Below are 24,817 nucleotides of genomic sequence, written 5' to 3'. Positions count from 1 at the left end.
GTAAGAACACCTAGCCAGAACTTAGCGCCTTCATTCTCTGAGAGCCACATACCAAGCAGCTCTTTTTTACCGTTAAGAGCAACACCTAGCGCCAGATAGATAGCCTTGTTGATGATCTGCTTGTCTTGACGTATCTTCACGACGATGCAGTCCAAATAGACGATAGGATAAACACTATTCAATGGCCTGTTCTGCCAAGCGGTGATGTCCTCTAATATGTTATCGGTGACTCTTGAGACAAGAGAGCTTGAGATGTCGACATCGTAGAGCTCTTTAATGCTCTCTACAATCTCGGTGGTGGTTTGACCCTTGGCGTAAAGGAAGATGATCTTGTCATCAAGGCCACTAATACGGGTTTGATGCTTGCGCACGAGTGTAGGTTCAAAGTCACCATGACGGTCTCTTGGGGTAGAGATTTCAAGATCGCCTGTGTCACTTCGGACAGTCTTTTTAGTGTGCCCGTTACGCTTATTAGGTTTATCCGCCTTTTCATGCTTAGGGTAGCCGAGATGGTCTTCCATCTCAGCTTCTAAGGCAGTATCAATAAAGGATTGCATGAGCTGCTTTTGAAAATCTTTGATGTCATCGAAGCTGTTCATGCTACCAGCCATTTGCTCGGCCAGTTTTTTAATGTCAGATTGAGTAGTCATTGCTTATTCTCCGGTTAATGGATTATAAGCAGTTACACAGTTTTTAGGAAACTCCCCGACGCTCAAAAACAGTCAAGGCGATATTGTCTATACACCGCCCCAGGATTGACCTATACTTTAACTTCCGTACTATAGCTTTGCTTTTTCTTAGTCATGGCAAACTCCTCATCGAGTCGTTAGTTTACTAAGTTTATTTATACGGTTTCCTCAGCATAGCTCAGTGATTACTCAATATGGCATTAAAAAACCGAACGTCTGCTTTAAGGCGCGTTCGAATTACATTGATGACCATGTATGTCAGCAACCATTCAATATGACCGTTACACCGTTTCTTCAGCATAATTTACTTGTCGAATGACCCTTTTAAAAAATGCAAAGGCATCTTCAGCTCCTTTTAATGCTTGTTGGCGTTGTGTTAGTGTCAATTCTAAGCCATCTAATTGCTCTTTAAATTTACGCCAATGCACCATTCTGCCATCTTTATGTGCAGATAGGTGTTTTGCACCATGATTACTTGTAAGTTCAATTTTTTGAGCTTCTTTATATAAAATTGCGGCGCCTAAATTTGAACCTTCAGAGCAATAAAGCCAACCAATAGATTCAAACTCACTTGGACTAGGTATAGCCTCATCGACTAACATAGTCTTAACGTGAAGGTCTTGCATGTCCATGGCTACTTGTTCTAAGCGTGATAGACTATTAAGTCCCTTAATCTTAAGGTTTAAGCTGGGATTCTCATAGATAGGTTTCAAAACTTCGTGAAAAGCATTTTGTGCTTGTAAAAATTTACTGTAATTTTCTATAGAGGCAAATGGTTCCATAGATAAAACGAGCATGTCAACACTATCATGTGTTTGGCGGGAGTGCTTTTTTAATGCTTCACTAAGAGGTAAGTTCATCACTGTTTCCTATATTTATTAATTTAAGGGGCGCTCTCCCATTTCATCCTATTTAGTTAGCTTTTTTTAGATTGAGCGCACGCCAAAATATTTTTGGGTTTTTATTGATAGTTTTTTATGTATTTTATCCAAGACATATGGGCTAAAATTCGTAGGTTAACCCTACTTTGTAATTTCTTCCTGGTGCTGTAAATCTTTCAATGCCAACCCCTTTTTTATCTACCATAGAGTTGACGTTTAATTCTGCTAACGAACGCAAGTTATCCCACGGAACATATTTAGCATCAAATAAATTAAATACCCCTGCTGATAGTTTTAAATTAGAACCTAGTCTTTTACTGCCATAAACATCATATACATAAGCCGATTTAGACTTATCAATGTGCTTATAAGGAGCAATGACATTTTCATAAGGTATGTTATAACCATTTGATTCTAAGGTAGCTACTTTTGCGTCATCAGCATGTTTTCTGCCCAAATACCTTAGATTCGCAGACAGTTGCCAATCCTTTTTAGGGGCTTCATAACCTAACCCGAATGTGACATTCAAAGGCTGAGTCGCAAGTAAGTTAGTTCCTTTATCAGTTTTATCTTTGGCATAATTTAAATTAGCAAGTACTCGAATATCTCCTTCTAGGTCAGCAAGCTGTCCAACATCCCATACGCCTCCTAAACGCAATCCATAAGTCTCTGCGTCACCAATATTTTGGGCGCTGAGTATATTTATAGAATGGGGTGAACAAACCGGTTGGCCGGTCGAATAATCTTCATAGCATCGTTGTTGTTCCTCTTGAGAATTCAACAAACTGATAAAGTCCCTATATTTAGTATAGAAACCTATAGCTGTAAAACTTAAATCTTGAAACTGGCCAGACAAGCTTAGCTCATGATTAATAGATTTCTCAGGCTTAAGATGAACATTGGGCGTCAAACTGTTTCCCATCATCTCAAATGCTGAATACATTTGGCTGGTAGCGGGTGCCATGAATCCTGTAGATAGCTGATACTGGGTCTGTAAATATGGGCTAAGTTTGTAGTTTATGGAAAACATTCCACCTATATTGTCCATTTTCTTATTGTGATCAAACTCGCCATTCTCATAATCAATACGTACCGGATAATATTTACTCGCCTTCTCGACGCCTTTTTTATTGATTTCATCCATATAAGGTTTGTAGTTGTAATTGTCATACCGAAGCCCAATCGTCGTATCGAGCTTTTCCGTTAAATTTATTTTGTCTTGAATGGCCACATTGAAGATATCTTGCTTCACTGAGGGCCCAATAAAATCGTACCAAGAACTGGGGTTGCCTGAAGAAGGAATATAAGTTTCTTCTAAGGTCAATCTATGGTCCGTCTTTGCATATTTTGTATTAACTGACAAAGTATGAGAGCCTAGCTTCTCAGTTTCTAACGGTAAGCTTGTTGCCTCTATACTTAGTTGTATGGTTTTGTCCTCTTGAGGCCGATGCTTCACTCCATCTACCCTATAAGAGTCAGATCCCCATACTTGGCTATAAGTTTCTGTATTAGCTACTCCTGTAATTTTTTGCTGAGTTAAAGTGGTATTGACCTCATCTATGAACTCACTAGTAATAGGTAGGTATCTATGACTGATGCCATAACTTTCTAATTCTGCAGTATCCTTACCAATTCTTGAAGCAAAAGTCTTTCTGGTAAAGTTATTGGATACTCTATCCGTTTTTTGTTTAGTGGCATGAAAACCTAATCGGTTTTCTTCATTCAAATGGAGGTATAACTTTGCTAACGTTGCCTCTGTTGTATAACTTAATGGGTCAGGTAATATTGCTGCTGTATTAGATCTGTATCCTGTAGAGGGATATTTATAGTCTGGATCATTGATAAAATCATAGGCAGGATCTAGTTTGTTTTTATCGAAATCTAACATTCGGTGATTTTTTGTTTCATGTCCTTCACGATGCACATAATTAATTATTGCCTCAACCTTATCGTTTTTCCCTGCTAAACCAAAAGCGTTACTAAATTCTTCATTGCTATTGCTATAACCTGTTTTGATATAACCACCAAGTTGACGATCAGGTCTTATTAAATCTTCTGGGTCTTTGGTCTTGAAACTAACAGACCCTCCCATTGCACCACTACCAGAATTAAAAGAGTCCGCCCCGACTTCAAACTCCACCTCTGACAGAAGCTCTACATCGGGTGAAAATCGACCCTCAAACATATATCCATAAGCTGAAAATATTTCATTGACTTGCTTATCTGGCAAGCTAACGCCATCTAAGTTTAAAGCTACCCTATTGCCATCTACCCCTCTGATGGCGTAGCCATTGCTACCATATCTTCCTGCATCTGCCACACTTATATCAGGGTTATAACGGACTAAATCTTTATCACTGTCAATTAGGTTGTCTGATATCGTCTTGGCCGTTTTAAGGTCGTCCCCTACATTTATAGGGGGCTGCTTATTAGCATAAACAGTTATCGTGTCCATATGTAACATCGGTAAGTTTTCTTCTTGGTGCTGAGTATCCGCAATGGCTGATTGATACATCAAAGTTCCAACAAGAATACTTAATAGGGTTTTAGACTTACCTTTAAGACTAGGTATATATATCGACTTCTTATAAGTTGAATCCTCGTGCATTCCAAATTTCCTATAGTAAAAATAAGCACAATTTTCTTCACATCAGCCTCGTCGTCAAAGGAAATAATATTAATTGTTAATAACATTGCTGATAGTTTCTTCATATAATAAAACAATATAGTTACATTGTAAACGATAATCATTAACAAATAGGAAAATATATGATCTTAGAGTATTTTACTTTTCGCAAAGGCTTAGCAAGGAGTCAGGAAAACGTCTTGCAATAGTAGGAAAAATTAAGCGTCCGGCAGTCGAGACATCCACAAAGTAACAGTGATGCATATTGCGCATGTAACCCAAGCAAGCCACTGCAAACTATCAGAAAATCGGTAAAACAACATACCGCATGACATAGCCATCATTGACCAAGCCAAATATTTTGCCTTACGAGGAATAGCTCGATGCTGCTGCCAGTTCTTTACCATTTCACCGAACACTTTATGTTTGAGAAGCCACTGATTGAATTTATCAGACCCTTTAGCCCAGCATGCTGCCGTTAGTAAAATGAAAGGGGTGGTAGGTAATACTGGAAGAATAATACCGACTAAGCCTATGAAGAAGAAAAAACCGCCTAGCGCCATAAATAATATTCGTATTATGCGGTTATGATGAATTTGGTTGAGCATTACTTTTTTTTGTAAATTCGATGAATTTGGTGAAGGTTGCACATTGTTCATAAGAAAGTAGCTCGATAGTTAAAAAGTAGCAGCCAGTTATTTAGCGAACTGCGAATATTTTTATTGGAGAATAAACTGTATTTGCAGGTAGTTTTTTACAGATTATTGTAAATGATAATCATTCAATTATCAAAATTATGGTAATCATCCCAACCATAAGACACTTATCAAATAGAATTAAGCTGCGTGGTTTAGTTTCTGCATTGGCGTAAAACCGCCATTGCCCATATTCGGGCGCTCGTGGTTGTAGTGATATAACCAAGCCTCAGCTTGCTGACGGACTTGGTCTAAATCTGTAAATAATTCCTGATTTAACCAATCATAACGCATTGTTCTATTATAGCGCTCAACATAAGCATTCTGCTGTGGATTGCCAGGCTCAATATAGCTTATCGTAATACCTTGATCTAAAGCCCAGTCTTTGAGCGCGTTGCTGATGTACTCAGGTCCATTATCACATCTTACCTGGACCGGTTTACCTCGACATTCAATCAGCTGATTTAAACTGCGTATGACTCTTTGAGCGGGTAATGAGAAGTCAATCTCAACGGTTAAGGCTTCACGGTTATAATCATCAATGACGTTAAACAGTCTAAACCCTCGTCCATCAGTTAAAGCATCATGCATGAAGTCCATGCTCCAGCTTTGGTTTATCTTATCAGGTACAGCAAGTGGCACAGGTTTGGCGCGCTTCATGCGGCGGCGAGGTTTGATTCTAAGGTTCAACTCAAGCTCACAGTAGATGCGATACACCCGTTTATGATTGTATGGCAGTCCCAGCACGTTACGCAGGCTTAAAAAACACAATCCAAAGCCCCAGTTCTTGTTCTGCTCGGTCAGATCTATGAGCAAGTCCGCTATCTGCTTATTCTCATCCGTTGCTACCGACTTGTGATAATAACAGGTGACGCTAATGTTAAAGATCAAGCAAGCTCTGCGGATACTGATGCCATGCTCTTTAATGTAGTGACAAGCCATCTCTTTGCGCCTGAGTGGCGCTACCACTTTTTTGACATGGCATCCTGTAATATGTCGGATTTGAGACATTCATCGGCATACATCTTTTTTAAGCGAGCATTCTCAACTTCAAGCTCTTTGAGACGAGTGATAAGCGCAGCATCCATGCCACCATATTTAGAGCGCCAGTTATAGAACGTGCTTTGGCCGACATTATACTCACGGCATAAATCAGCGATAGGTACGCCTTGTTCTGCTTGTTTAAGGATATTAACGATTTGATTATCAGTAAAGCGTGTCTTTTTCATAGGATTCTCCTGCTGGTATATTTTAGCAGTTAATCTCTATTTCTAAGTGTTCTTATTTATTGGGGGGATTACCATACTACGAATATTTTTGTAGTCACAGTTAGGAAAAAAGCTCTTTATATCTTCTGATATGACAATAGATTTGTTGCAATGGAAAGCAGCATGAGTCCTACAACTGCGAGGGTTTAAGAGATCAGCGACTCCACCCTGCATATAGATGGGGTAAAAAACTTTTTTAAGTAACTTATCTAGGATTCTTTGATGAATGGCTTTTAGTCTAGGTTTTGCATTATGGGTATGTCGGACTTCACCATTAGGCTTGGTTATTTTTTTCCCTGGACACCAATATCTATCTTTATTAGCCAGAATATATTCTAGATCTTCCACTGTAACTTCTAATAGCTTAGCAAGTGAACTAATATTTGCAATTGGTGTAACCTGCGGTCGAGGGTGAAAGCCCATTGTTTAAGCTTCAATCATCGAATAAATTGTTTTGGTTAGAGATTCAATTTGCGTGTCTGTAATTTCCGAGATGGATTCTTGCTTAGCCGCTAAAAATACGAGGATACTTACTGGTATCTGTAAAGCATCAGCAATTGACTCTAGATTGGATAGGGTTGGTTGGCGTTTGTCTTTCTCTATTAATGATAAGTATGATTCAGAAACATCTGCTAAAGCACTTACTTGTAACTGCGTCATATTTCTCAATTTTCGACATTTTTTTATAACACTGCCGATTTTCATATTTTCAACCTTATAAGAGTGGTAAGGCTTGCTGTACTACTCTAGAAACTTTCTAAAAAGCTGAATAAGCTCAATAATACTGGGGAAGTAAATAAGTAAATCACCGAGCGTTTTTAAACCTATGGCCTTATAGTCTGCTTCTTTGGAAGCTGAGTTCTCTATTACTAAATCAAGATTCTCTATTGCTTCTTCAATTTTACGAGTAACACTGGGTTCTAATGTATCATGCGTAGTTGTTTGGATCTCAGCAAGCTGAGCCCGCAACTGTTCTAAAAGTTTTATATCATTCATATTATTTACGACGCTTTCTGACGGCACGGATTGTACCAGTCGACAACACAATCGAACCCGAGAGAAATAACATTAGAACGCCACAAGCCTTATACTGTGGCGAAGCCTCAGTCGAAATACTAAACGAATGACAAGTTGCGTAAGGCCAAACGAGGTAGTACAGAGGTCGAGGTCTTCGGGTGTTGCAGCTATAAAAATAGCGGCTAAAATCAGCCAGTTACAAGGTTCAATTAATAAATGATATCTTCTAAAACGCATCTAGACGGATCGTCTATTCTGAGTTGTTAGGTTACTACAAAACATTACTCTGAGTCAAGTTTTAGATCCGCCTATTAAACTCTAGTATTCAAGATATTCTCTAACTGGACGTTTCTTAAACTGTGAAGCATCTTTTTTGAGGCGATTAATCATCTCAAATTCCCACGCTTTGGGATCTTGACCTGCTGGACTGGTAGAGCTTACTAAATGATTGTAATCTGCCATAAAGCTAGGGTTACGAGCAATACGTCCTAGTTGCTTATCGTTAAGTCCTTCAATAGTAGTCCTATTTTCATTATTAGAAATTTTAGTACCAGTTTTTTCTTTATTTTTTTTCACTTTAAACTTGAATGTAAATCCTGTAATGACGCGGCCTTGTTTGTGTTGTTCATATTCAGAAGTAATATCAGTATGTTCATTTATTTGAGTTATCGCCAGATCTAAAACCCGTCTTTTGAAGGCTTCTATCCGTTGGTATTCGTCCACCAATCCTAGCTTTTCGCGCAATTCTACAAGCGATATCTGACTGGTTGTACCTACTGACCTCCATTGAATTATCAACTCATACAGCCTTATTGCGTACTCACTCTGCAATCCTACGACCTGCTTCAACTCATATTCTGTGTAACGTGCTTCAAGCCTGGTAATCAAAGGAATTACATCACTTGCAAATACTAATTCGACACAGCCTAAGTCGTCAATATAGCCGATCTTATCCACCCAACGGCTTTTATAATTACCTATCTTTCCCGAACGTTCATCCACCTTACTATAAGCAAAACCTGCCTCATACAATCCTTCTACTGCCCTTTTCATAGCTTCATACGATGTATGCTTTTCCACATTAAATTGTTTAGCGTAGCTTTGCGCATAAATTCGCAATAATCCACCTGCTTCTATTAATGTTTTTTGTTCCCTTGCCTCGATAATGGCTAAAAATATTAAGCGTTGTTCAACTACTCCTAAGCTATAACTCGCACCAATCAAGGAATTATCCTTAGTAACTAATTGTTTAGACATTTCCATATTCCAACCCATTTTTAACAACTATAATCCAACAATGCTATTAAAGCAACAACTCAAAAAATAAGTTGCTTTATGGGTCGTAAAACGTTGCTTTATGGGTCGTAAAACGTTGCTTTATGGGTCGTAAAACGTTGCTTTATGGGTCGTAAAACGTTGCTTTATAGAAGGCGAAACCCTTTTATGAAAAGCGTTTCAGAGGATGTAAAAGCTTTTAAAAGTATTTAAAAACATTAAAAACCTTTTTGGTTATTAATAATTAGAGTGACAAAAGAAAAGGCTAGTAAAGATAGCAATGAATTCAATATCAGTAATTTCAAATAATTTAAAAAGAAAGCTCAAAGCTTTAGTTAAATAGGGATAAAAGCATCCTATTAAGCTCCCTATAAGGTTCTAAGTATCGTTTGGTATAGTTGCTAGGTAAAATTTTTCCAACCCCCTTAGACGACCTTTATGAGCTTACCCAGTTCCATGATTGTTCATATCAACTAAAATCTTCGGAAGATTATTAGAATCTCAGTAGTTTTTATTACTGTGCCACCAAGGATCAACCTCTTATCACTGAATTGTTTCTCAAAAAAAGCCCTAGTATCAGCTGATACTAGGGCAATACAAAATTTTATTTTTTAATCCAAACTATTGTATGCTTTTATTCCTGCTTTATCGACTAATCTTTGAGAATTGGAGACCTTATTAGGTGCTGCCACCTCCCTTAATATCAATAACGATTCTAGCACTATCGGCATCAAAGCCTTGACCATATCATTCTGATTTGATGTGTTCTCTACCGATTTTGATCCTTTATCATCCGACTGCAATAAGTGCAGAATCTCACTAATATCTCCTTTCATAAACTTAAGATCTTCAAGGAAACTATTAGTATCTGATTCCAATTTTTTCTTTAAGTAGACACCAGGAGATTGCCCTTCCTTTGCTGCTATTGCTTCTAGTTTTAAGTAGACTTCAGATTTTAATCTAAATGATACGGTAGGGGTGTACATAATTATCCTTGTTTGCAAATTGTAGACAGTAATATATCATAAAAATCAGTTGCTTAAATTCATTTTGTTTGCACCTTGCATGCAGAAAAAATCGTCTTAAATCAGGTAAGTTGCTGATTTAAGACGATTTTTTTCATCCCGAGAGGGTGCGTAAGGTGTAGTCATTAAATTGGATAATTTAATGACCAAAAAGCAGGTAGAAAAATCGGTTATTTTCTACCTGTCGTAAGCCTTTTTAGCTAAAAAGGCTTATAAGAGCGTTACGTTAGTAAATCGTTAGCTAGATATGAGCAATTTATGAGCAATTGCTGTATGATTGATTGAAAGTTAGCAAATCGTTAGCAAATCGTTAGCAAATCGTTAGCAAATCGTTAGCAAAAGGGTAGTAAATCGTTAGTTAAATATGAGCAATTTATGAGCGTTTTTATAATTGAGATAATTGGCTTCAAGAATATAGGGAGATAGAAATTTATGGCTAAGAGAACAAAATTTTCCAAGTTTCGTGATCTTTATGAGGTGATCGAAGAGCTGGCTGTTTCATATACCTATGAAGGCGTGGTTGAGATATTAGCTGAGCGTCATGACCTCATTCTAACGACTGGCACACTGACTAATTATCTCTATCGCTATAGAAAAGAATCAAAGGAATTATCTGTCGCTACAGATAATTCTAGCAGTAATGTAGAGGTTGAGCCTGAGGTAAGAAAACAAGTTTTTGTTGACTTATATTCTAGTGACCCAATCCAAGAAAGCAATACAGATGCTAGGGATGAGCCATATGTACAGCCCACGCATGAAGAATTAGATACGGCTATGAAGAGATTTGAAGCGAAGCTAGCAAATAAAAGAAATAGATCTCTTCTTGATAGTTAAGTTATTGATAGTAAATAAATAAAAATTCCATAAAGGGACATTTTCCGAGTGTAAAAAGGAGCAATCTATGAGTATTGAAGGTATATCAGTAGCAAGTAACCATTTCATGATGTTTGAAGAGGCACAACGAGAATACTACCGTCAAATGGGTCGTCTTAACACCTTTGGTTTAGAAAACGAAGCTCATAGCGATAGCATACGTAAAAAGATGTTTGAGCTAAAAGATGAGGAACGTTTACTAAGAGAATATAGCGCGAGCGAACTCTACGCCATACAAAAACAGCTAGAACAGAAAATTGATGATTTTCTAGGTGGATTGGATGAGTAGCACATGACTATCACTTTTCGTGAAAGACTAAAGCCCTAAGATTGTTGAATTGACGGTACTTATCGCTTATATTAAGGGTACATGAATAAGCTATAAGTAATGCTATGAGCACAACCAATTATAATATTCGTTTGGATCAAGAGTTAAAAGATAAGGCGTTTTCGGTGCTTGAGGGCTATGGTTTAACGCCTTCGCAAGCCATTAAGCTGTTTTTGCATCAGGTAGCAGAAACCAATAGCATACCGCTGTCCTTTGATTATCAGACAATGCCTAGCACCAATACGCTTGAAGACGGTGATCAATGATTGAGTTTGAATGGGATGAACAGAAAAATAGCAGTAATCAACGCAAACATGGCTTATCCTTTGAAGAAGCAGCTCGGGTATTTTTTGATCCTTTGTGTTTGCGTCAGCAAGACCGCTATGAAAATGGTGAAGAACGGTGGCAAGCGCTTGGCGCTGTGAATGGGGTGGCGGTATTGCTGGTCGCTCATACTCAAAGAGATAGTGAGGGCGGCGAGGTTATTCGTATCATATCAGCACGACGCGCCACTAAGGCTGAAAGGAGGTTTTATGAACAAGGTTAGCTATAAAGCAAATGAATTGCCGTCTTTAAGCGCTGAGCAAGAAGCCAACTTGCAACGATTGGCTACGCTTTCGGATCATGACATTGATTTGTCTGATATTCCTGAAGTTACCGATTGGTCGAGCGCGACTCGTGGTAGTGTGGTGGCGGATGATCCTATGGTAGGTGCTAGTATCGTGAGTCCTAGTATCATTGCAAGATTCCAGGATAAGGCGAAAAAGACAGGTGGTAACTACCAAGACATGATTAACGATGCGCTAGAAGAGTATTTATTGGATCATTAGTCGGTAAGCTTACAACGTTTAAAACTCCCACCACCGTTTTTTCTTCTTAGCCGTCGCGACGACTGAATCGTCTTTTTTTTCTTGCTCTTGTGCAAGTGGCGGCTCATCGCTCATTTCAGCTTGCTTAAACTCTAACAGTCTCACTTGTGCGAAATCTTGGATACTGGCGTTGGCTTTATCCAGTGTTTTGTTCAATTGTCCTATCTACTGCTGATAATTTTCAATTAACTTTTTTTGATCGTTTACCTGTTGGCTGAGATGTTCATTCTTGAGCTTTTCAAGCGCTAATTGGTGTTCAATGTCCGTATTGTACTGAACACTTTGACTGTTCAGAGGTGTACTTTGGACAGTGTTCACTGAACGTTCAGTACGTTTTTTAGAAATTGGCTCACCAAACACGCGCAACATTTCTGAAACGTCTATTTTCTTATCTGCCGTTCTAGAAAGCTCACCATCATTGACTTTCTGATAGATCGTCGTTCTTGATACACCCCACTCTTTTGCTGCTTTCGTCACGGATATGTTCATTGTTCACCTAGTGTTCAAGTACGTTTTTAGTGTCTGTACAGTGCAACTGTTCAGAACGTTCAGTGAACAACTATGGCACTAACCTGTCTATCAGGCAAATTATAAATAAACTGCTGTGTAAATCAGACTGTTAGTTATATAGCACTCACTTTATTGAACAAATATAGGGTATTATTAATGCTTGAAAGCAGTGTTTTGGATATCAAAAAAAGTAGGTTTTATGAAAAAAGTTATTCTAAGTATGGCGTTATCTCTCTTTGGCTTATCTGCTCAGGCAGCAGTTATTGTCACTGATAGAAACTAAAAGGACTGAGTCCTGTGCAGTACAGGACTCAGTCCTTGGGGTAAACTAAACCGTCCAATATTTGGGGGTCAGTTCATCCTAATTAGGCTTTTTATTTGTCTTCATAATTAGAGCTGTAAGATTTATTTAATATTATCACCCCAAGTGATAATAGGCTTAGCTAGACGGTAATTTGCTGCTGCATTCTTAGCCCCAATAGTACTAGCGATAAAGGTTAAAAGGGCACTAATCAGCCAAAATAATCCAGTATACAGAGCCGTTTTACGTGCGACGTCTTCTGCTTGCTGCATTCTTTGCTCAGCCATTTGTTTGGCTTCTGCAATATATTGTTCAGTTTTGACCTTATACTCATTAAATGATTGTTGAACCTCAGTACGCACTTCTAGCGCTTGCGTTTGAGTTAAACCCTGCTGCTGCAAACGTGTGATAATTTCAGGGCCTTTTAACGTCTCTTCAATAGATGCCATACGCTCTTTTGCATAAACGTCAATATTGCGCCATGTATTTAGGTCAGTAAAGTCCATGTTATTAACCTGTGTCTTGGTCTGATCGAACATATCCTTAATAACATTACTGACGGCAGCAATCTGTTGTTGATTCAAGTTCTGCGTATTTTTTGCAACCATCGCTTGTACGTCTTCTTTACTAATATCACCTGATACACGTTGATAAACTTCTTCTGCTTTTTGTTGTACGCTGTTGCTTTGTGATGCCGCCCCAGCAGCTGTTGCACCAACAGTGGCGGTCGTTGCTGCTGTTTTAGCCACAGTGCTTACTGTAGAGCCTACAACATTACCTGCCATTGATAAGATACTAGTAGCACTACTCATCGCGAAAAATGTGGTGAGTAATATAATTAAAGCTCCTGTAAGCATGCCTGTTAAAGTGGCGTCTTTTGGATCAATATCCGTGCCATCGCCAAATAGCGCTTCAGGTGCAGAGTACTTAATCGCGAAGTACCCAGCTACATAGGCACTAACTAAAGCAGTAATGGCCGCATAGATACCCCCAGCAATACTACTGCCTTTCAAATCAAAAGGTAATAATGAGCTCAGAACTAATGCAAGCGCAATCATCGCCATAACCACTATCAGTCCCATGACAAGACCGGCGACTACACCGCGCCACGACGGACGACGTTGAGGGAAATAAGAGGGGGTCATATTTACTCCTTATAAAGTTTTACTTTTATTTTATATTAATAATATGCCATATGAACAAATCCTTTAAATACATACTAACTGTAAGTTTTTGAAAGTTATATAGCTATTGAGTAGCCAAAAAGGGGCTTTTTAGCTGAATCAATAAATAAGAGAATATAGAGTTGTAAATATGAGTTCTTAAGATATACCTATATCTAACCAATCAGATGCTTTTACCGCTTCGGTTCCATAGTAAAAATTTGCACCTGGTAGGTAAGTGATTGATGATAAAATGAATTTTTGTTTAGGGCTTCACTCAGTACGCATTTTGTTGATAGTCGAATATTTATTTGCAGTAGCAGTAATGAATGAGTAAGATGTATTAACAAGAAAAAATACTGGGGGGGGGCGGTTATGAGCAATACGAAGTTTATTCTTCAAGCTTTAGGAGTGAGCGGTTTAATTTTGGTATTGGCCACTATGGTTGTTACTAGATTTATTTAACGTATCTCATTATAACAAACTTACCGGCTATCCTTTGTGAGCGTAGACGGTATAGTAGAAACTAGACGGGCGATCGTAACCCTTATTGCTTATGACTTAAGGTCTTTATAATTTACTCAATACTAGCCCCTATACCAACAATCGATTTGAGAATGGCTGCTACATTTCCCAGTCATCTAGCAATTCAATACTAATCCTATTGGCTGCAATTAATACCCGACTGAATGATTTGGTCATCTGGCTATTATCGTCTTTGGTCAACTCCGTTCTATGAGTATTCACTGTGGGCATTTCCAGCCAGTTAGTATTTACATTAGGTTTAATATTTCTGATTGCATGCCATGCTTGCTCTGATTTATACATGGTCATTTGCACTTAAGTTGTGATTGGTGCGCTATACAGGCATCGAACAGCCAGCTTTCTGTGGGTAAATGTTATAAAGTTTTCAAAAACGTTTTAGCCTCAATGGGCTTAGTAAACTCAATAAATTTAATATGCTGGTATTCAGGTTTGTTTATTAACTGACGAACCTTTTTACGATTTTTCTTATGCGTTGTAATCGTCCACCATATGATAGATTTTTTGGAAAATAGTCTTGTTAAGCTCTCTACATTATTGGTATCCCACAGCTTCTTTCTACTAATAGTCCTGAATACGGCACGTTTGAGAGCACGAGACAACACTAATGGGAACGAATAGTTCAGCCAAATGACGGTGTCGATATCTTTCCATTTTATAGGTATCGTCCGACTATAATTACCATCTAATACAAACGCTGGCTTATCTAGCGCCTTTTCAATATGTTTGATAAAAGTTTCATCATCAACATGCTGCCAATCATCCAGCCAAAATAATCCGTCCATTTCAACATATGCACAGTTAAGCTTATCTGCTAGAGCTTTGGCAAACGTAGATTTCCCTGAACCCGATGTACCTAACACGTTGATTCTTTTCATGGTTATACCATCTCAAATACTTATGAATACTTCGGCAATATCCAAAAAATGCACGTAGTATGCTTAAATTAGACTTTCTATTAGTTTTTATAAGCTCAACAATATTACTAAATTACCAAATAGCATTTAAGCAATTAATCTCCATTGCCTACGCCTTGAGCTAGGCATCACTAACTTTCAAAATGATAAATAGACTTAGCGCTGCTTGTCGACGCACTTTCTATAGTATTTAAATCGCCAGTGATGCTAGCTTTAACATCACCTAAATTGGGAGATGAAGGCGTGAGCCACAGCACCATGATCATGCCTAGTAGAACGAAAGTAACACCTACTAAACGTCCAGCGTTTATTTGTTTCACCGGTAAATTCATAAAACCGTATTGGTCTAATATTAATGAAATAAACATTTGACCCGCGATCACGCAAACAATAAAGCGAGTTGCGCCTAAACGAGGGACTAGAATTAATGCGGATGTAATATAGATGACGCCAGCTATGCCACCAAACCAGACCCACATTGGTAATTGTCCAATTTCACTCAATATGGGCGTAGGGACACGCATAGAAAGAATGACAGGTATTACTATAAGTACACTCACCAATAACGACACTACCGTTGCCCAAAGAGGATGTCCAAGAGCACGGCCTAATTCAGCATTACTTGCAGCTTGGAGAGGGACTAAAGCGCCAGCAACTAAGGCGATAATGGCAAAAGAGATACCAGTAAGTGATAGATTCATACGTTTGCTCCAGATTTATTTAATTCTCTAGAGGAATTATTTCATATTAAAAATTTGAATTGAAATTATTGTTTTTTTACTTCACTATTCGTCATATGAATAACTTAAGACGTATTGACCTTAATTTGCTCGTGACGTTGCACGCATTATTAGTAGAAAAGCACGTATCACGAGCCGCTCTCCGGTTACATAAAAGTCAGCCGGCAGTTAGCCACGCGCTGGCCCATTTACGTACCATATTTGATGACCCTCTATTGGTTCGACGTTCAGGAAAATTGGAATTGACTTCGCGAGCGAGCGAGTTAATCCTGCCCTTGACTGATGTTCTAGAGCAGCTTGGTGCGTTGATTGAGACACCAGAATTCAATCCTCTCAGTGCGAAGCGAGTATTTCGTCTGGCTATGTCTGACTATGGCGCGCGTGTATTTATGCCGAGTTTGGTGCGCTCATTAAGAGTGCTTGCGCCTGGCATTGAGCTTGAGGTAAGTCAAGGAAGCCGCGAAGCGATGATGGCGGATGTGTTCGATGGTGAAACTGACATGGCTTTCGGTGTCTTCCCAGATAAAGTGCCAGAAGCGCTTCGTATGCACACCTTATTTATTGAGTCTTTTGCTTGTTTGGCAGACAAAAGCACTTTGCCAGAGAGTGGTATTCTCGATAAAGATAGTTGGTTGGCTCGACCGCATATCCTCGTTGCCATGCAATCAGGTGCTAATAATGAGATTGAACGTGCACTTAGTGGCGCAGGATTAAGTCGTCATGTTGTAATGACTTTGCCACACTGGGGAATTGCCAATCAATTAGTGGCTGGTACTGACCTGATTTTGACAGCGGCGCGGCGTAGCTTTGATATGACTGATAGCAACTCACAGGTTCAAATATTCGAACCACCTTTTCCAATTGAATCATTCGATTTTAAATTACTATGGCATCAACGCCGTGAGGGCGATGCAGCGCATAATTGGCTGAGGCAATTAATTATTAGTGTGCTTAATTCAGAGCTTAACGAAATAAGTTAGAAGAACTACCTAGAACAATGAATCAACCTAGGCTGTAAGCATATGTTTCTATGCTGTATAGCGCCCCGATCACGAATAGAATATGCATGGTAAGTACACTATGAAGTACACTACTGTCACTTGAGCCATTGCTACCACTAGCCCACAGCCAAAGATTCAAGTCCCATGTAGGGTACCGAACCAGTGAAAGCACCGGAATGGTTCCCTTAAGGTATACCCCAGCGGAACCAGCTATTTCACCCCAAAAACCTATTAACAGACTACTTAAAACAGACTGGTATAATGGAACCACTTATAACAGACTATTTTAGGTGTTTATGTTTATCAGAGCGTATCTACGAGCGTCTACCAAAGAACAAGACGCTAAGCGTGCCAAAAGCGAACTCATAGCATTTGCCAACGATCATAGCCACAAGATTGCCGCCTTCTATGTCGAAAATGAATCAGGGGCTATTTTGGTGCGACCAAAGCTTATGCAGCTGATTGAAGATGCTCATAAAGGCGATATTATCTTAGTTGAGCAGATTGATCGCTTAGCGCGTCTGAACCAAGCTGATTGGGATACGCTCAAAAGAATGCTATCAGAAAAAAAGCTCTCTATCGTATCAAAAGAGCTGCCGACCTCATATATGGCGCTTCAACCTGAAAATAGCACTGAATTTATGAGCAGTATATTGCAGGCTATTAATTCGATGATGCTAGATATGCTCGCTACTATTGCTAGAAAGGATTATGAGGATCGCCGAAACCGTCAGATGCAAGGTATTGCTCGTGCTAAGGCAGAAGGTAAGTATTCAGGACGTAAGAAAGATACTGAAAAACGTAAGAAAGATACTGAAAAACGTAAGATCATCGCCAGTCTACTCGAATCAGGTCATAGCTATTCTGATATTCAAAAAATGGCTAAGTGCTCACGGCATCTGATCGCTGATGTGGCCAAGGAAAGACCTAAACTAATCACTGCTCATTAAGTGGTTCCAATATAGTAGTCTGCTATGAGTAGTCTATTAATTGATTAATGAGCCTTTTTAGATGGTTCCGCTGGGATATATCTAAAAAATTTCTACTAGTTGTCTGACTAAAACTTCCCAAGCTTGAGTGTACGGCATTGACGGCAGGGGTCAGCATTATAGTTCGGTTAAGTTGTTCATGGAAGAAATCCTGTTTGCATAAGTTGGTCTTGGTAAACCTACTTTAGCAATTGTGAACTTCTTGTTTTTGTCTTTTTTGGCGCTCCCTTCTTCTGAACTGGGGTTACTTATTACTCAAAATTCTAAACAATTTGTTTTATGAGACAAAATTATTTGTTTCTATTTTCCAATTATGTTCCAATCATAACCTTTTATCGGTGTTTTCATACACTTTTAAGCGCATCAAAAGTACTTAATCTTGAAGGAGATAATCGGCTATGCAAGGAAGTAACTCGCCAAATGGCAATCCGCCACATAATAATTTTGATGCAGCAGAGCAAGACTCGCGCATGCAGCGGTTTTTAAAAGGAGTAGAGTGGCTCGGTAATTTACTACCGCATCCTGTTATTTTGTTTGTATGGATGTCAGTGTTTTTACTGGTTCTTTCAGCAGTACTGTCTTACTTTGGTATATCGGTAATCGATCCACGACCAGAGGGTGCAAGCGGCCGTAGCGCTGATGGAACTATTGAGGTCGTCAATTTATTAAACGGCGAGGGCTTAGCTCGTATTGTTGAAAACTTGGTGACCAATTTTACTGGTTTTGTGCCACTTGGTACGGTGCTGGTAGCTCTACTTGGTGTTGGTATCGCTGAACGCTCTGGAATGATATCAGCCGCACTACGTGGGCTAGTGTTAAACGCGCCAAAGAAAATGGTTACCTTTACTATTGTGTTCGCAGGTATTATGTCAAACACGGCCGCTGAGCTTGGTTATGTGGTTTTGATACCACTTGCTGCGGTTATATTCCACTCTCTTGGTCGACATCCATTAGCTGGTATCGCGGCGGCATTTGCTGGGGTATCTGGTGGCTATAGCGCTAATCTATTACTTGGCACAGTTGATCCTTTATTATCAGGGATTACTCAAGAAGCGGCACGTATCATCGATCCAGCTTACGCCGTCGGGGCAGAGGCCAACTGGTACTTTATGATGGTGAGTACTTTTTTGATTAGTGGTTTGGGTTATCTTGTGACCGAGAAAATCGTTGAGCCAAGCCTTGGTGAGTACAATCCTACTGACGCCGATGATCCCTCAGTATTAGATACCAAAGCTGAACGCGTATCTGCTATTGAGAAAAAAGGACTTTTTTGGGCTGGTATTAGTATGCTGGTATTCTGCTTATTACTGGCTTGGACCGTGGTACCTGCTGACGGCATCCTGCGTAATGCTGAGACAGGTCTGTTGTCAAATTCGCCATTTTTAAAGGGCATCGTTGTCTTCATTTTTGTGTTCTTTGCCATACCCGGTTATATATATGGAAAGATTACTGGTAGCCTAAAAAACAACCAAGATGTAGTAGATGCGATGAGCCATGCGATGAGCTCGCTAAGTATTTATATCGTCTTAGTCTTTTTTGCCGCGCAGTTTACCGCCTTCTTTAATTGGTCAAACCTTGGTTCTGTAATGGCAGTATCTGGTGCAACTTTCCTAAACGATATTGGTTTAACAGGTCCTTTCTTATTGATCGGTTTTATCTTGATATGTGCGGTGGTTAACTTGATGCTTGGTTCGGCATCTGCGCAATGGGCCGTGACAGCACCAATATTTGTCCCCATGCTAATGCTAACTGGCTATGCGCCTGAGATGATACAGGCCGCATACCGTATTGGAGATTCGACGACTAATATCATTACCCCTATGATGAGCTATTTTGGTCTCATTATGGCAGTTGCTATTCGTTATAAGAGAAATACTGGTGTTGGCACACTTATGGCGATGATGTTACCTTATTCAATTGCGTTCTTAGTTGGTTGGATTATTTTATTTTGCGTCTGGGTGTTTGTATTTGGTCTGCCAGTAGGCCCTGGTGCAGAGACGTTTTATCCTGCTAGATAGTAGTGAATCGAAGGTTTGCTAAATGACCCCAGTTCGGGATAAGGGAGCGCCAAAAAAGAAGTCCACAATTGCTAAAGTAAATTTATCAAGACCAACTTATGCAAAAAGGACTTCTTATATGGACAACTTTTGCCAATCATTCAAGCCAGTGTTTGAAACCCACATCATCGCTAGTGGCCGGCGTCGATTGAGACCATGCTATAGATTCTTTTTAGCTTTTCTCTAACATCACGTTTTTAGTATTTCTATTACCCACGGTAGTTTGGATCACTGACATCAGTAGAATAAGTATTATCATCTGACAGCAGATCACGTGTGTCATGCTCAGCATTACTATAAGACTCATTTTGCTGATTATTTTCAGCCTCATGATTAGATGTTTGCATATTGACCGCAGAAGAATCTTTTCCCTCATCCAATCCCATATCACCTCCTAAACCTTCGATCATGCTTTTAAACAATTCCTTATCCGATTTTCTCGTTAAGAAATCTGGAAAATGAATCGCAAAGTACTCTCGAATCATCTGCTCACTCTCACCATCAGTTGCCAACACCTGACCCAAAAACGCACCCATTAAAATCTTCTGCTTGTTCAGGCGTTTCTCTAACTTTACTTGCTGAACCTTAGCTTGGCGTTTTAACTCTTCCAACCGTTGACGTTCTTTTAGCTCATTAGAGTCTTGACTATCAAAAATAGACAGTGGCGCTTTATTATTAGATACTGACACTAGATTTATCCTTATCAATTAAATTTTACTCAGCATAGCAAGCACCTTACTATCATTCAATCACTTGTAATAAGCTTTAACACAACCACATCCGAACCCTCAGATATATTATTTTAGCATATGATGGTGGCGTCCCCCTGACTAAGGGCGAAGTAACGACTCAAAATTTAATCTATCCACTTCGTTACTATCCTTAATTTTGAATCCTTCTTCGTTGGGGAAACCCCAAACCCCGCACCCCACGAAAAGCGGTGGTGTGCAAAAAGCAAAAATAGCAGGTGACTCTTTATGACGATGGTACACATTGCAACAAAGGCGATTTCTCGAAAAGCAGGACAGTCGGCTGTGGCGTCGGCGGCCTATCGTGCTGGCGATGTGCTTGATGATGCCAAATATGGTAAGACCCATGACTATAGTAAAAAGTCTGGGGTGATGAGCAGCGATATCGTTTTACCATTTTCATTAAAGGCGCTGGGTGTGAGTGTGGATCGGGAGACGCTTTGGAATACTGCCGAAGCGGCAGAGACCCGTTCGGACAGTCGGGTGGCGCGTGAGTGGCTGATTAATTTGCCTCATGAGTTGTCTGAGGAAGAGCGCCATTCACTGGCTATCAACTTTGCCCAAAAGCTTTGCGACGATATGGATGTGATTGCGGATGTGTGTATCCATCGTCCGGTGATGAAATTGCCTTTTGATCCTAATGTACCGCCAAGCTCGAAGTATTTGCGTGAGGGTGAGGAGAACCCTGATCCCCGTAATTTTCACGCGCATATTTTAGTCACTACTCGAGCGCCTACCATTGGACCAAATAAAACCTTGGCATTTGATCCAAAGCTTAAGACCCCGTTTGAGTGGTCCAATAAAAAACGTAAGGCGCATGATCTGCCGTCATCGATGCAGGAGATTAAGCGTGTTCGGGAGATGTGGGTAGATACCGCCAATAAGGTATTGGCCGAATATCATCTACCGCTGATGGATGCGCGCAGTTATAAGGATCAGGGGCTTGATCAGCAGCCCACCATTAAAATGGGCGTGGAGGCGACGGCCATGGAGCGCCGAGGCATCACGACCGAAAAAGGTAATACCAACCGTGCCATCAAAGCACGCAACAAATTGGTGGCTGACAACCATATCAAACAGGAGGCAGACAATGAGCGACGAATTAGCGCACTTAGAAACGGACTTGCTTGGGCAACTGAGAAAAATGCAAGACTACCTGGCAGCATTGGAGGCACAAAACAGCGAGCTGATTTTACAAAACAACTCTCTAGAAGCTCAGACAATCTCATTGCATACTGCACAGGACAGTCTCATAGAACGGCAGCTCGAGTTGACGACACAAAACGATGCATTGAAGACGCAAAATCAGGCATTGCTTGGGCAGTTAAACGATGCGAAAACCTACCAAAGTGGATTAATGGAACAGACGAAAGAAGCCAAAAAGCACAACAACGCATTGATCTCTCAAAACAGTGGGTTACTGCAAACACAAAAAGAGCTGCAAACAGCGAATCAATCGCTCAAGACATCCATCGAGACATTGCAGAGCGAGCAAAAGCAGCCCCCAGCCCCTTCGATGACGACGCACGACGAGCAAGAGCTGCTCGACTTGATCGACAGCAAGGACGCATTAATCGAGACACTCGAGAAAACCGTTACGAAGATGAGAGAATCTTTGAGTATGTTGAACGTATGAAGCTGCACTTAGCCATGCGCTTGATACAACGTCATCGTGAGGCGATGGCCATCAACTGGGCGCAAGGAGAAACCGCGGCTGACGCCCCTGATAAATTTGATCAACGGCAAGTGGCGCAACTCAGCGAGTTTGCACAGCGCCATGGTATTGAGGACCACGATAAAGCGGTGGAATTTACCGCGCACTTACGCCAAGTGGCCAAACGTTTTGATTACACGCTGGTTGAAAACAACAAAGCCATTATCAAGCTGTTGCGTGATCCTAACGCTGAACGTGAGCAGTATCTAGCGCTTATCAAGCATTTTACAGATTTCAGAGACAATATCGATCAAAAACGAGCGGCATTTAATACCAGTATCATTGACAAACTGGGCGGTAGCGCAGGAGAGGTTGGCAGAATGACTCGGGACATCATCTCATCATTTAGCTATACAAAAGGATTAACGGATTACATCAATCAGGATAACTACCCAGCTGAGGCAAGAGAGGTTGCTAGAGAACATTTAGCAAATACCTTGGATAAAACCTGTGAGCAGTTCAAACTTGCGTTTCGTGATGTGAACTCGTTACCAAGAACCCAGCGTAAAACCTACTCAGAGGCTCTTAAAACCACTCTAGAGACGTTTACTAAGCAATATGACGGAAAGCTGTCTGAAAGCCAACACAAAGCAATACAGAGCGGTCTAAAGTCTTATCAGTATCAATTGGATAAAGTTAATACACCCAGTCGGGGATTTAGTCCCTAATCTAATCCTAAAAAACTGTCAATGAAGGAGATATCACTTAAGTACAATATTTCGTTTAAGTGATGCTTTTTTTACTTATCCACAGAATTTTTTATCAACCGTTTCTTTGAAGGGTTTTATTTACTCCTGTTTACTCCTGTTTAAGAGCTTTTTTTCTTCTTTATAATCAATATGTTGCATAACAAAAAAAGAGTAAATGAGCCAAAAAAAGAGTAAATGAGCCAAAAAAAGAGTAAATGAGCCAAAAAAAGAGTAAATGAGCCAAAAAAAGAGTAAATGAGCCAAAAAAAGAGTGATTTAAAGATAGCTATTTATTTTACTATTTTTATGATAGTTTATGTCATGTGAAATTACAGTAAACGTAGAAATAGTGGAATATAAAATGGAAAGTAACTTAGTAGTACAGTCAAATGATTTAGTTCTTGCTACTTATACGATGACAACAAAAGAAAAAGAGCTTTTACTAACTTGTATTAGCCAAATTGATAGCCGACCTGATGCCCCAAATATCAGTAAACAAACTAAATTTACTATTACTGCTGACGAAATAAAAAAGCTTTTTTATCGTGATAGCAACGCAAAAAATATCTACCGTGATATTGAGCAAGCTAGTAACCGCTTGTTTGAAAGGGAAGTTAGTATCGCACTGCCGGACAATGAAGTATTGCGTACTCGCTTTGTTAGTAGTGCTCTATTTAGCCCAAATACAGGCAAAATTACGCTAACTTTTGCAGAGGATATATTGCCGTATTTGACACAATTGAAAGCAAATTTTACTAAATATAAGTTGTTAGAGATCAGTGAGCTATCAAGCATACACTCAATACGCTTATATGAATTAATAGTATGTTGGATTGGACAGTATCAATACAGTAAGGCGTATGAACTTGAAGATTTTAAATATGTCATGGGTATAAAAGGCAAGTACAAGCAATTTAGTGAACTTCGGAAATATGTGATTGATAAAGCATTAGAAGAGATTAACGAAAGTACAAATTATAAAGTTAGTGTGGAATATAAAAAAAAGAGTAGAGGTAAAGGTTACGAGGGATTAACGCTCAAATTCCATCGGAAAACATTAGACAAACTAACCAGTGAAGATGGCACTCTGTCACAAGCTACCATACAGTCTATTGTTGATAACGTGCAGTTTATGAATGACTATAATAATCATCCAGGCCTAAGTTATGACGGCAAAATGCAAAATGAGGCATTTAAGCGCGAAATGATAAATATTATACAGCGAGAGCCTGAAAGCTTTAACAAGCCCAATAAAGGGTTAGAGAGCTATCTGCCAAAGGTTAAACACTAATATTTTGAGCCCATCCCATATTCTGTGTAACTGCCCTTTAGATTAAATGCTTACTGATACGGTCATCAAACATAATCATAAAACGATTCAGAGCAGACGTCCAGTTACGGATTGGCATCGACCACTTTTTAGACGCCTGCTGGGTGGCTAAGTACACCACTTTGAATGCTGCCTGATCAGATGGGAACACCTTACGCTTATTCACTGCCGTCCGAATCACACTGTTTAGCGACTCTATCGCATTGGTGGTATAAATCACTTTTCTGATGTCTTTCGGATACTCAAAGAACACCGTTAAGCCCTCCCAGTTATTGCGCCAAGACTTGACCACGTGCGGGTAATCTTTGCCCCAAGTCTCATCAAAGTGCTCAAGATTGGCCTCTGCCATCTCAAGGGTATCAGCGCCGTAAATGGCCTTTAAATCAGCCGCTACGGCCTTTTTATCCGTCCACGGCACAAACTTCATTGAATAGCGCACCATGTGTACGATACACAGCTGAACCTGTGCCTTTGGATAGACGGTGTTAATGGCATCAGGGAAGCCCTTTAGACCGTCAACACAAGCGATTAAGATGTCTTGTACGCCACGGTTTTGAAGCTCGGTATG

Annotated in this window: 27 protein-coding genes and 1 pseudogene; 11 read left to right on the top strand and 17 right to left on the bottom strand. The window is 39.8% G+C overall.

Going from position 1 to position 24,817, the window contains the following annotated elements; all coding sequences use genetic code 11:
- From ACT3RN_RS07480 to ACT3RN_RS07440, 9 genes are all read right to left on the bottom strand, one after another.
- Nucleotides 1-650, bottom strand: a 650-nt coding sequence (locus ACT3RN_RS07480; protein ID WP_444518544.1) for an IS256 family transposase, incomplete at its 3' end; no start/stop codon positions are given.
- 320 nt (nucleotides 651-970) lie between these two features.
- On the bottom strand, nucleotides 971-1,549 hold the full coding sequence (locus tag ACT3RN_RS07475; RefSeq protein ID WP_045456012.1) for a biliverdin-producing heme oxygenase: 579 nt from the start codon (nucleotides 1,547-1,549) through the stop codon (nucleotides 971-973).
- A 142-nt stretch (nucleotides 1,550-1,691) separates the two neighbouring features.
- Nucleotides 1,692-4,178 carry a TonB-dependent hemoglobin/transferrin/lactoferrin family receptor gene (locus tag ACT3RN_RS07470; RefSeq protein WP_444518543.1) on the bottom strand — a complete coding sequence of 829 codons (2,487 nt, stop codon included), beginning with the start codon at nucleotides 4,176-4,178 and terminating at the stop codon, nucleotides 1,692-1,694.
- Nucleotides 4,179-4,414: 236 nt separating this feature from the next.
- Nucleotides 4,415-4,855, bottom strand: a complete 441-nt coding sequence (locus tag ACT3RN_RS07465; RefSeq protein WP_444518542.1) for a YbaN family protein — start codon at nucleotides 4,853-4,855, stop codon at nucleotides 4,415-4,417.
- Between the two features lie 177 nt (nucleotides 4,856-5,032).
- A protein-coding gene (locus ACT3RN_RS07460; RefSeq protein ID WP_426138840.1) for an IS3 family transposase occupies nucleotides 5,033-6,120 on the bottom strand; the annotation gives its coding sequence in 2 pieces (ribosomal slippage) (nucleotides 5,033-5,868 and nucleotides 5,868-6,120; 1,089 coding nt in all).
- Between the two features lie 465 nt (nucleotides 6,121-6,585).
- Nucleotides 6,586-6,864: a helix-turn-helix domain-containing protein gene (locus ACT3RN_RS07455; RefSeq protein WP_248957077.1), complete on the bottom strand. Its 279-nt coding sequence runs from the start codon at nucleotides 6,862-6,864 to the stop codon at nucleotides 6,586-6,588.
- 36 nt (nucleotides 6,865-6,900) lie between these two features.
- On the bottom strand, nucleotides 6,901-7,155 hold the full coding sequence (locus ACT3RN_RS07450; protein WP_248957078.1) for a hypothetical protein: 255 nt from the start codon (nucleotides 7,153-7,155) through the stop codon (nucleotides 6,901-6,903).
- Nucleotides 7,156-7,494: 339 nt separating this feature from the next.
- Nucleotides 7,495-8,439: a replication initiation protein RepM gene (gene repM, locus ACT3RN_RS07445; RefSeq protein WP_444518541.1), complete on the bottom strand. Its 945-nt coding sequence runs from the start codon at nucleotides 8,437-8,439 to the stop codon at nucleotides 7,495-7,497.
- Between the two features lie 623 nt (nucleotides 8,440-9,062).
- A complete protein-coding gene (locus tag ACT3RN_RS07440; RefSeq protein WP_248957080.1) occupies nucleotides 9,063-9,437 on the bottom strand; it encodes a hypothetical protein in 375 nt (124 codons plus the stop codon).
- Nucleotides 9,438-9,908: 471 nt separating this feature from the next.
- Between ACT3RN_RS07440 and ACT3RN_RS07435 the strand changes: the two genes are divergently transcribed.
- From ACT3RN_RS07435 to ACT3RN_RS07415, 5 genes are all read left to right on the top strand, one after another.
- On the top strand, nucleotides 9,909-10,310 hold the full coding sequence (locus ACT3RN_RS07435; RefSeq protein ID WP_248957057.1) for a hypothetical protein: 402 nt from the start codon (nucleotides 9,909-9,911) through the stop codon (nucleotides 10,308-10,310).
- Nucleotides 10,311-10,377: 67 nt separating this feature from the next.
- Complete coding sequence (locus ACT3RN_RS07430) at nucleotides 10,378-10,638, top strand: hypothetical protein (protein ID WP_248957058.1); 261 nt, start codon at nucleotides 10,378-10,380, stop codon at nucleotides 10,636-10,638.
- Between the two features lie 104 nt (nucleotides 10,639-10,742).
- Nucleotides 10,743-10,943: a type II toxin-antitoxin system RelB/DinJ family antitoxin gene (locus tag ACT3RN_RS07425; RefSeq protein WP_011512369.1), complete on the top strand. Its 201-nt coding sequence runs from the start codon at nucleotides 10,743-10,745 to the stop codon at nucleotides 10,941-10,943.
- Nucleotides 10,940-11,224 (top strand): BrnT family toxin, encoded by a 285-nt coding sequence (locus ACT3RN_RS07420; RefSeq protein ID WP_181716922.1) that lies wholly within the window; start codon nucleotides 10,940-10,942, stop codon nucleotides 11,222-11,224. Before ACT3RN_RS07425 ends, ACT3RN_RS07420 begins: the two co-directional genes overlap by 4 nt.
- On the top strand, nucleotides 11,211-11,507 hold the full coding sequence (locus tag ACT3RN_RS07415; RefSeq protein ID WP_248957059.1) for a hypothetical protein: 297 nt from the start codon (nucleotides 11,211-11,213) through the stop codon (nucleotides 11,505-11,507). Before ACT3RN_RS07420 ends, ACT3RN_RS07415 begins: the two co-directional genes overlap by 14 nt.
- 18 nt (nucleotides 11,508-11,525) lie before the next feature.
- Here the strand turns inward: ACT3RN_RS07415 and ACT3RN_RS07410 are convergent, their stop codons facing one another.
- Nucleotides 11,526-11,702, bottom strand: coding sequence for a hypothetical protein (locus ACT3RN_RS07410; protein WP_248957060.1), 177 nt, complete (start codon nucleotides 11,700-11,702; stop codon nucleotides 11,526-11,528).
- A gap of 9 nt (nucleotides 11,703-11,711) precedes the next feature.
- Entirely contained in the window at nucleotides 11,712-12,035 is a 324-nt protein-coding gene (locus ACT3RN_RS07405) for a helix-turn-helix domain-containing protein (RefSeq protein WP_248957061.1), read from the bottom strand.
- 297 nt (nucleotides 12,036-12,332) lie between these two features.
- Here ACT3RN_RS07405 and ACT3RN_RS07400 point away from each other — a divergent pair.
- Nucleotides 12,333-12,383 (top strand): annotated as a pseudogene (locus tag ACT3RN_RS07400) (IS3 family transposase); the annotation flags it as partial.
- 78 nt (nucleotides 12,384-12,461) lie between these two features.
- Here ACT3RN_RS07400 and ACT3RN_RS07395 read toward each other — a convergent pair.
- The 4 genes from ACT3RN_RS07395 to ACT3RN_RS07380 form a co-directional block, all read right to left on the bottom strand.
- Nucleotides 12,462-13,502: a hypothetical protein gene (locus tag ACT3RN_RS07395; RefSeq protein ID WP_248957062.1), complete on the bottom strand. Its 1,041-nt coding sequence runs from the start codon at nucleotides 13,500-13,502 to the stop codon at nucleotides 12,462-12,464.
- A gap of 642 nt (nucleotides 13,503-14,144) precedes the next feature.
- On the bottom strand, nucleotides 14,145-14,354 hold the full coding sequence (locus tag ACT3RN_RS07390) for a hypothetical protein (RefSeq protein ID WP_248957063.1): 210 nt from the start codon (nucleotides 14,352-14,354) through the stop codon (nucleotides 14,145-14,147).
- Between the two features lie 65 nt (nucleotides 14,355-14,419).
- Complete coding sequence (locus ACT3RN_RS07385; protein WP_248957064.1) at nucleotides 14,420-14,941, bottom strand: AAA family ATPase; 522 nt, start codon at nucleotides 14,939-14,941, stop codon at nucleotides 14,420-14,422.
- A gap of 170 nt (nucleotides 14,942-15,111) precedes the next feature.
- The gene (locus ACT3RN_RS07380) at nucleotides 15,112-15,681 is read right to left on the bottom strand and encodes a DMT family transporter (protein ID WP_442063276.1); all 570 of its coding nucleotides are present in this window, start codon (nucleotides 15,679-15,681) and stop codon (nucleotides 15,112-15,114) included.
- Between the two features lie 95 nt (nucleotides 15,682-15,776).
- Here ACT3RN_RS07380 and ACT3RN_RS07375 point away from each other — a divergent pair, with 95 nt between their 5' ends.
- From ACT3RN_RS07375 to ACT3RN_RS07365, 3 genes are all read left to right on the top strand, one after another.
- Nucleotides 15,777-16,700 (top strand): LysR family transcriptional regulator, encoded by a 924-nt coding sequence (locus tag ACT3RN_RS07375; protein WP_346349202.1) that lies wholly within the window; start codon nucleotides 15,777-15,779, stop codon nucleotides 16,698-16,700.
- Nucleotides 16,701-17,017: 317 nt separating this feature from the next.
- Entirely contained in the window at nucleotides 17,018-17,671 is a 654-nt protein-coding gene (locus tag ACT3RN_RS07370; protein WP_444518540.1) for a recombinase family protein, read from the top strand.
- A gap of 437 nt (nucleotides 17,672-18,108) precedes the next feature.
- Nucleotides 18,109-19,728: an AbgT family transporter gene (locus ACT3RN_RS07365; RefSeq protein ID WP_444518539.1), complete on the top strand. Its 1,620-nt coding sequence runs from the start codon at nucleotides 18,109-18,111 to the stop codon at nucleotides 19,726-19,728.
- 248 nt (nucleotides 19,729-19,976) lie between these two features.
- On the opposite strand, the gene ACT3RN_RS07360 is transcribed toward ACT3RN_RS07365, so the two are convergent.
- A complete protein-coding gene (locus ACT3RN_RS07360) occupies nucleotides 19,977-20,456 on the bottom strand; it encodes a hypothetical protein (RefSeq protein WP_444518538.1) in 480 nt (159 codons plus the stop codon).
- Nucleotides 20,457-20,744: 288 nt separating this feature from the next.
- On the opposite strand from ACT3RN_RS07360, the gene ACT3RN_RS07355 reads away from it, so the two are divergent.
- Nucleotides 20,745-22,898: a MobA/MobL family protein gene (locus tag ACT3RN_RS07355; RefSeq protein ID WP_444518537.1), complete on the top strand. Its 2,154-nt coding sequence runs from the start codon at nucleotides 20,745-20,747 to the stop codon at nucleotides 22,896-22,898.
- A 337-nt stretch (nucleotides 22,899-23,235) separates the two neighbouring features.
- A complete protein-coding gene (locus tag ACT3RN_RS07350; protein ID WP_426138769.1) occupies nucleotides 23,236-24,210 on the top strand; it encodes a replication initiation protein in 975 nt (324 codons plus the stop codon).
- A 37-nt stretch (nucleotides 24,211-24,247) separates the two neighbouring features.
- Here ACT3RN_RS07350 and ACT3RN_RS07345 read toward each other — a convergent pair.
- Nucleotides 24,248-24,817, bottom strand: a 570-nt coding sequence (locus ACT3RN_RS07345; RefSeq protein ID WP_444518536.1) for an IS256 family transposase, incomplete at its 5' end; no start/stop codon positions are given.

This window comes from Psychrobacter sp. AOP5-GZ1-6 (genome assembly GCF_052376345.1).
GTDB lineage: Bacteria > Pseudomonadota > Gammaproteobacteria > Pseudomonadales > Moraxellaceae > Psychrobacter.
The sequence above is the reverse complement of the archived record's forward strand: the minus strand, read 5'-3'. Positions and strand labels throughout refer to the sequence as shown.

Excerpts from the sequence above, each read along its gene's own strand:
- ACT3RN_RS07475 (WP_045456012.1), bottom strand. The coding sequence starts at position 1,549 with ATGAACTTACCTCTTAGTGAAGCATTAAAAAAGCACTCCCGCCAAACA.
- ACT3RN_RS07470 (WP_444518543.1), bottom strand. The coding sequence starts at position 4,178 with ATGCACGAGGATTCAACTTATAAGAAGTCGATATATATACCTAGTCTT.
- ACT3RN_RS07465 (WP_444518542.1), bottom strand. The coding sequence starts at position 4,855 with ATGAACAATGTGCAACCTTCACCAAATTCATCGAATTTACAAAAAAAA.
- ACT3RN_RS07455 (WP_248957077.1), bottom strand. The coding sequence starts at position 6,864 with ATGAAAATCGGCAGTGTTATAAAAAAATGTCGAAAATTGAGAAATATG.
- ACT3RN_RS07450 (WP_248957078.1), bottom strand. The coding sequence starts at position 7,155 with ATGAATGATATAAAACTTTTAGAACAGTTGCGGGCTCAGCTTGCTGAG.
- repM (WP_444518541.1), bottom strand. The coding sequence starts at position 8,439 with ATGGAAATGTCTAAACAATTAGTTACTAAGGATAATTCCTTGATTGGT.
- ACT3RN_RS07440 (WP_248957080.1), bottom strand. The coding sequence starts at position 9,437 with ATGTACACCCCTACCGTATCATTTAGATTAAAATCTGAAGTCTACTTA.
- ACT3RN_RS07435 (WP_248957057.1), top strand. The coding sequence starts at position 9,909 with ATGGCTAAGAGAACAAAATTTTCCAAGTTTCGTGATCTTTATGAGGTG.
- ACT3RN_RS07430 (WP_248957058.1), top strand. The coding sequence starts at position 10,378 with ATGAGTATTGAAGGTATATCAGTAGCAAGTAACCATTTCATGATGTTT.
- ACT3RN_RS07425 (WP_011512369.1), top strand. The coding sequence starts at position 10,743 with ATGAGCACAACCAATTATAATATTCGTTTGGATCAAGAGTTAAAAGAT.
- ACT3RN_RS07420 (WP_181716922.1), top strand. The coding sequence starts at position 10,940 with ATGATTGAGTTTGAATGGGATGAACAGAAAAATAGCAGTAATCAACGC.
- ACT3RN_RS07415 (WP_248957059.1), top strand. The coding sequence starts at position 11,211 with ATGAACAAGGTTAGCTATAAAGCAAATGAATTGCCGTCTTTAAGCGCT.
- ACT3RN_RS07405 (WP_248957061.1), bottom strand. The coding sequence starts at position 12,035 with ATGAACATATCCGTGACGAAAGCAGCAAAAGAGTGGGGTGTATCAAGA.
- ACT3RN_RS07395 (WP_248957062.1), bottom strand. The coding sequence starts at position 13,502 with ATGACCCCCTCTTATTTCCCTCAACGTCGTCCGTCGTGGCGCGGTGTA.
- ACT3RN_RS07390 (WP_248957063.1), bottom strand. The coding sequence starts at position 14,354 with ATGACCATGTATAAATCAGAGCAAGCATGGCATGCAATCAGAAATATT.
- ACT3RN_RS07385 (WP_248957064.1), bottom strand. The coding sequence starts at position 14,941 with ATGAAAAGAATCAACGTGTTAGGTACATCGGGTTCAGGGAAATCTACG.
- ACT3RN_RS07380 (WP_442063276.1), bottom strand. The coding sequence starts at position 15,681 with ATGAATCTATCACTTACTGGTATCTCTTTTGCCATTATCGCCTTAGTT.
- ACT3RN_RS07375 (WP_346349202.1), top strand. The coding sequence starts at position 15,777 with ATGAATAACTTAAGACGTATTGACCTTAATTTGCTCGTGACGTTGCAC.
- ACT3RN_RS07370 (WP_444518540.1), top strand. The coding sequence starts at position 17,018 with ATGTTTATCAGAGCGTATCTACGAGCGTCTACCAAAGAACAAGACGCT.
- ACT3RN_RS07365 (WP_444518539.1), top strand. The coding sequence starts at position 18,109 with ATGCAAGGAAGTAACTCGCCAAATGGCAATCCGCCACATAATAATTTT.
- ACT3RN_RS07355 (WP_444518537.1), top strand. The coding sequence starts at position 20,745 with ATGACGATGGTACACATTGCAACAAAGGCGATTTCTCGAAAAGCAGGA.
- ACT3RN_RS07350 (WP_426138769.1), top strand. The coding sequence starts at position 23,236 with ATGTCATGTGAAATTACAGTAAACGTAGAAATAGTGGAATATAAAATG.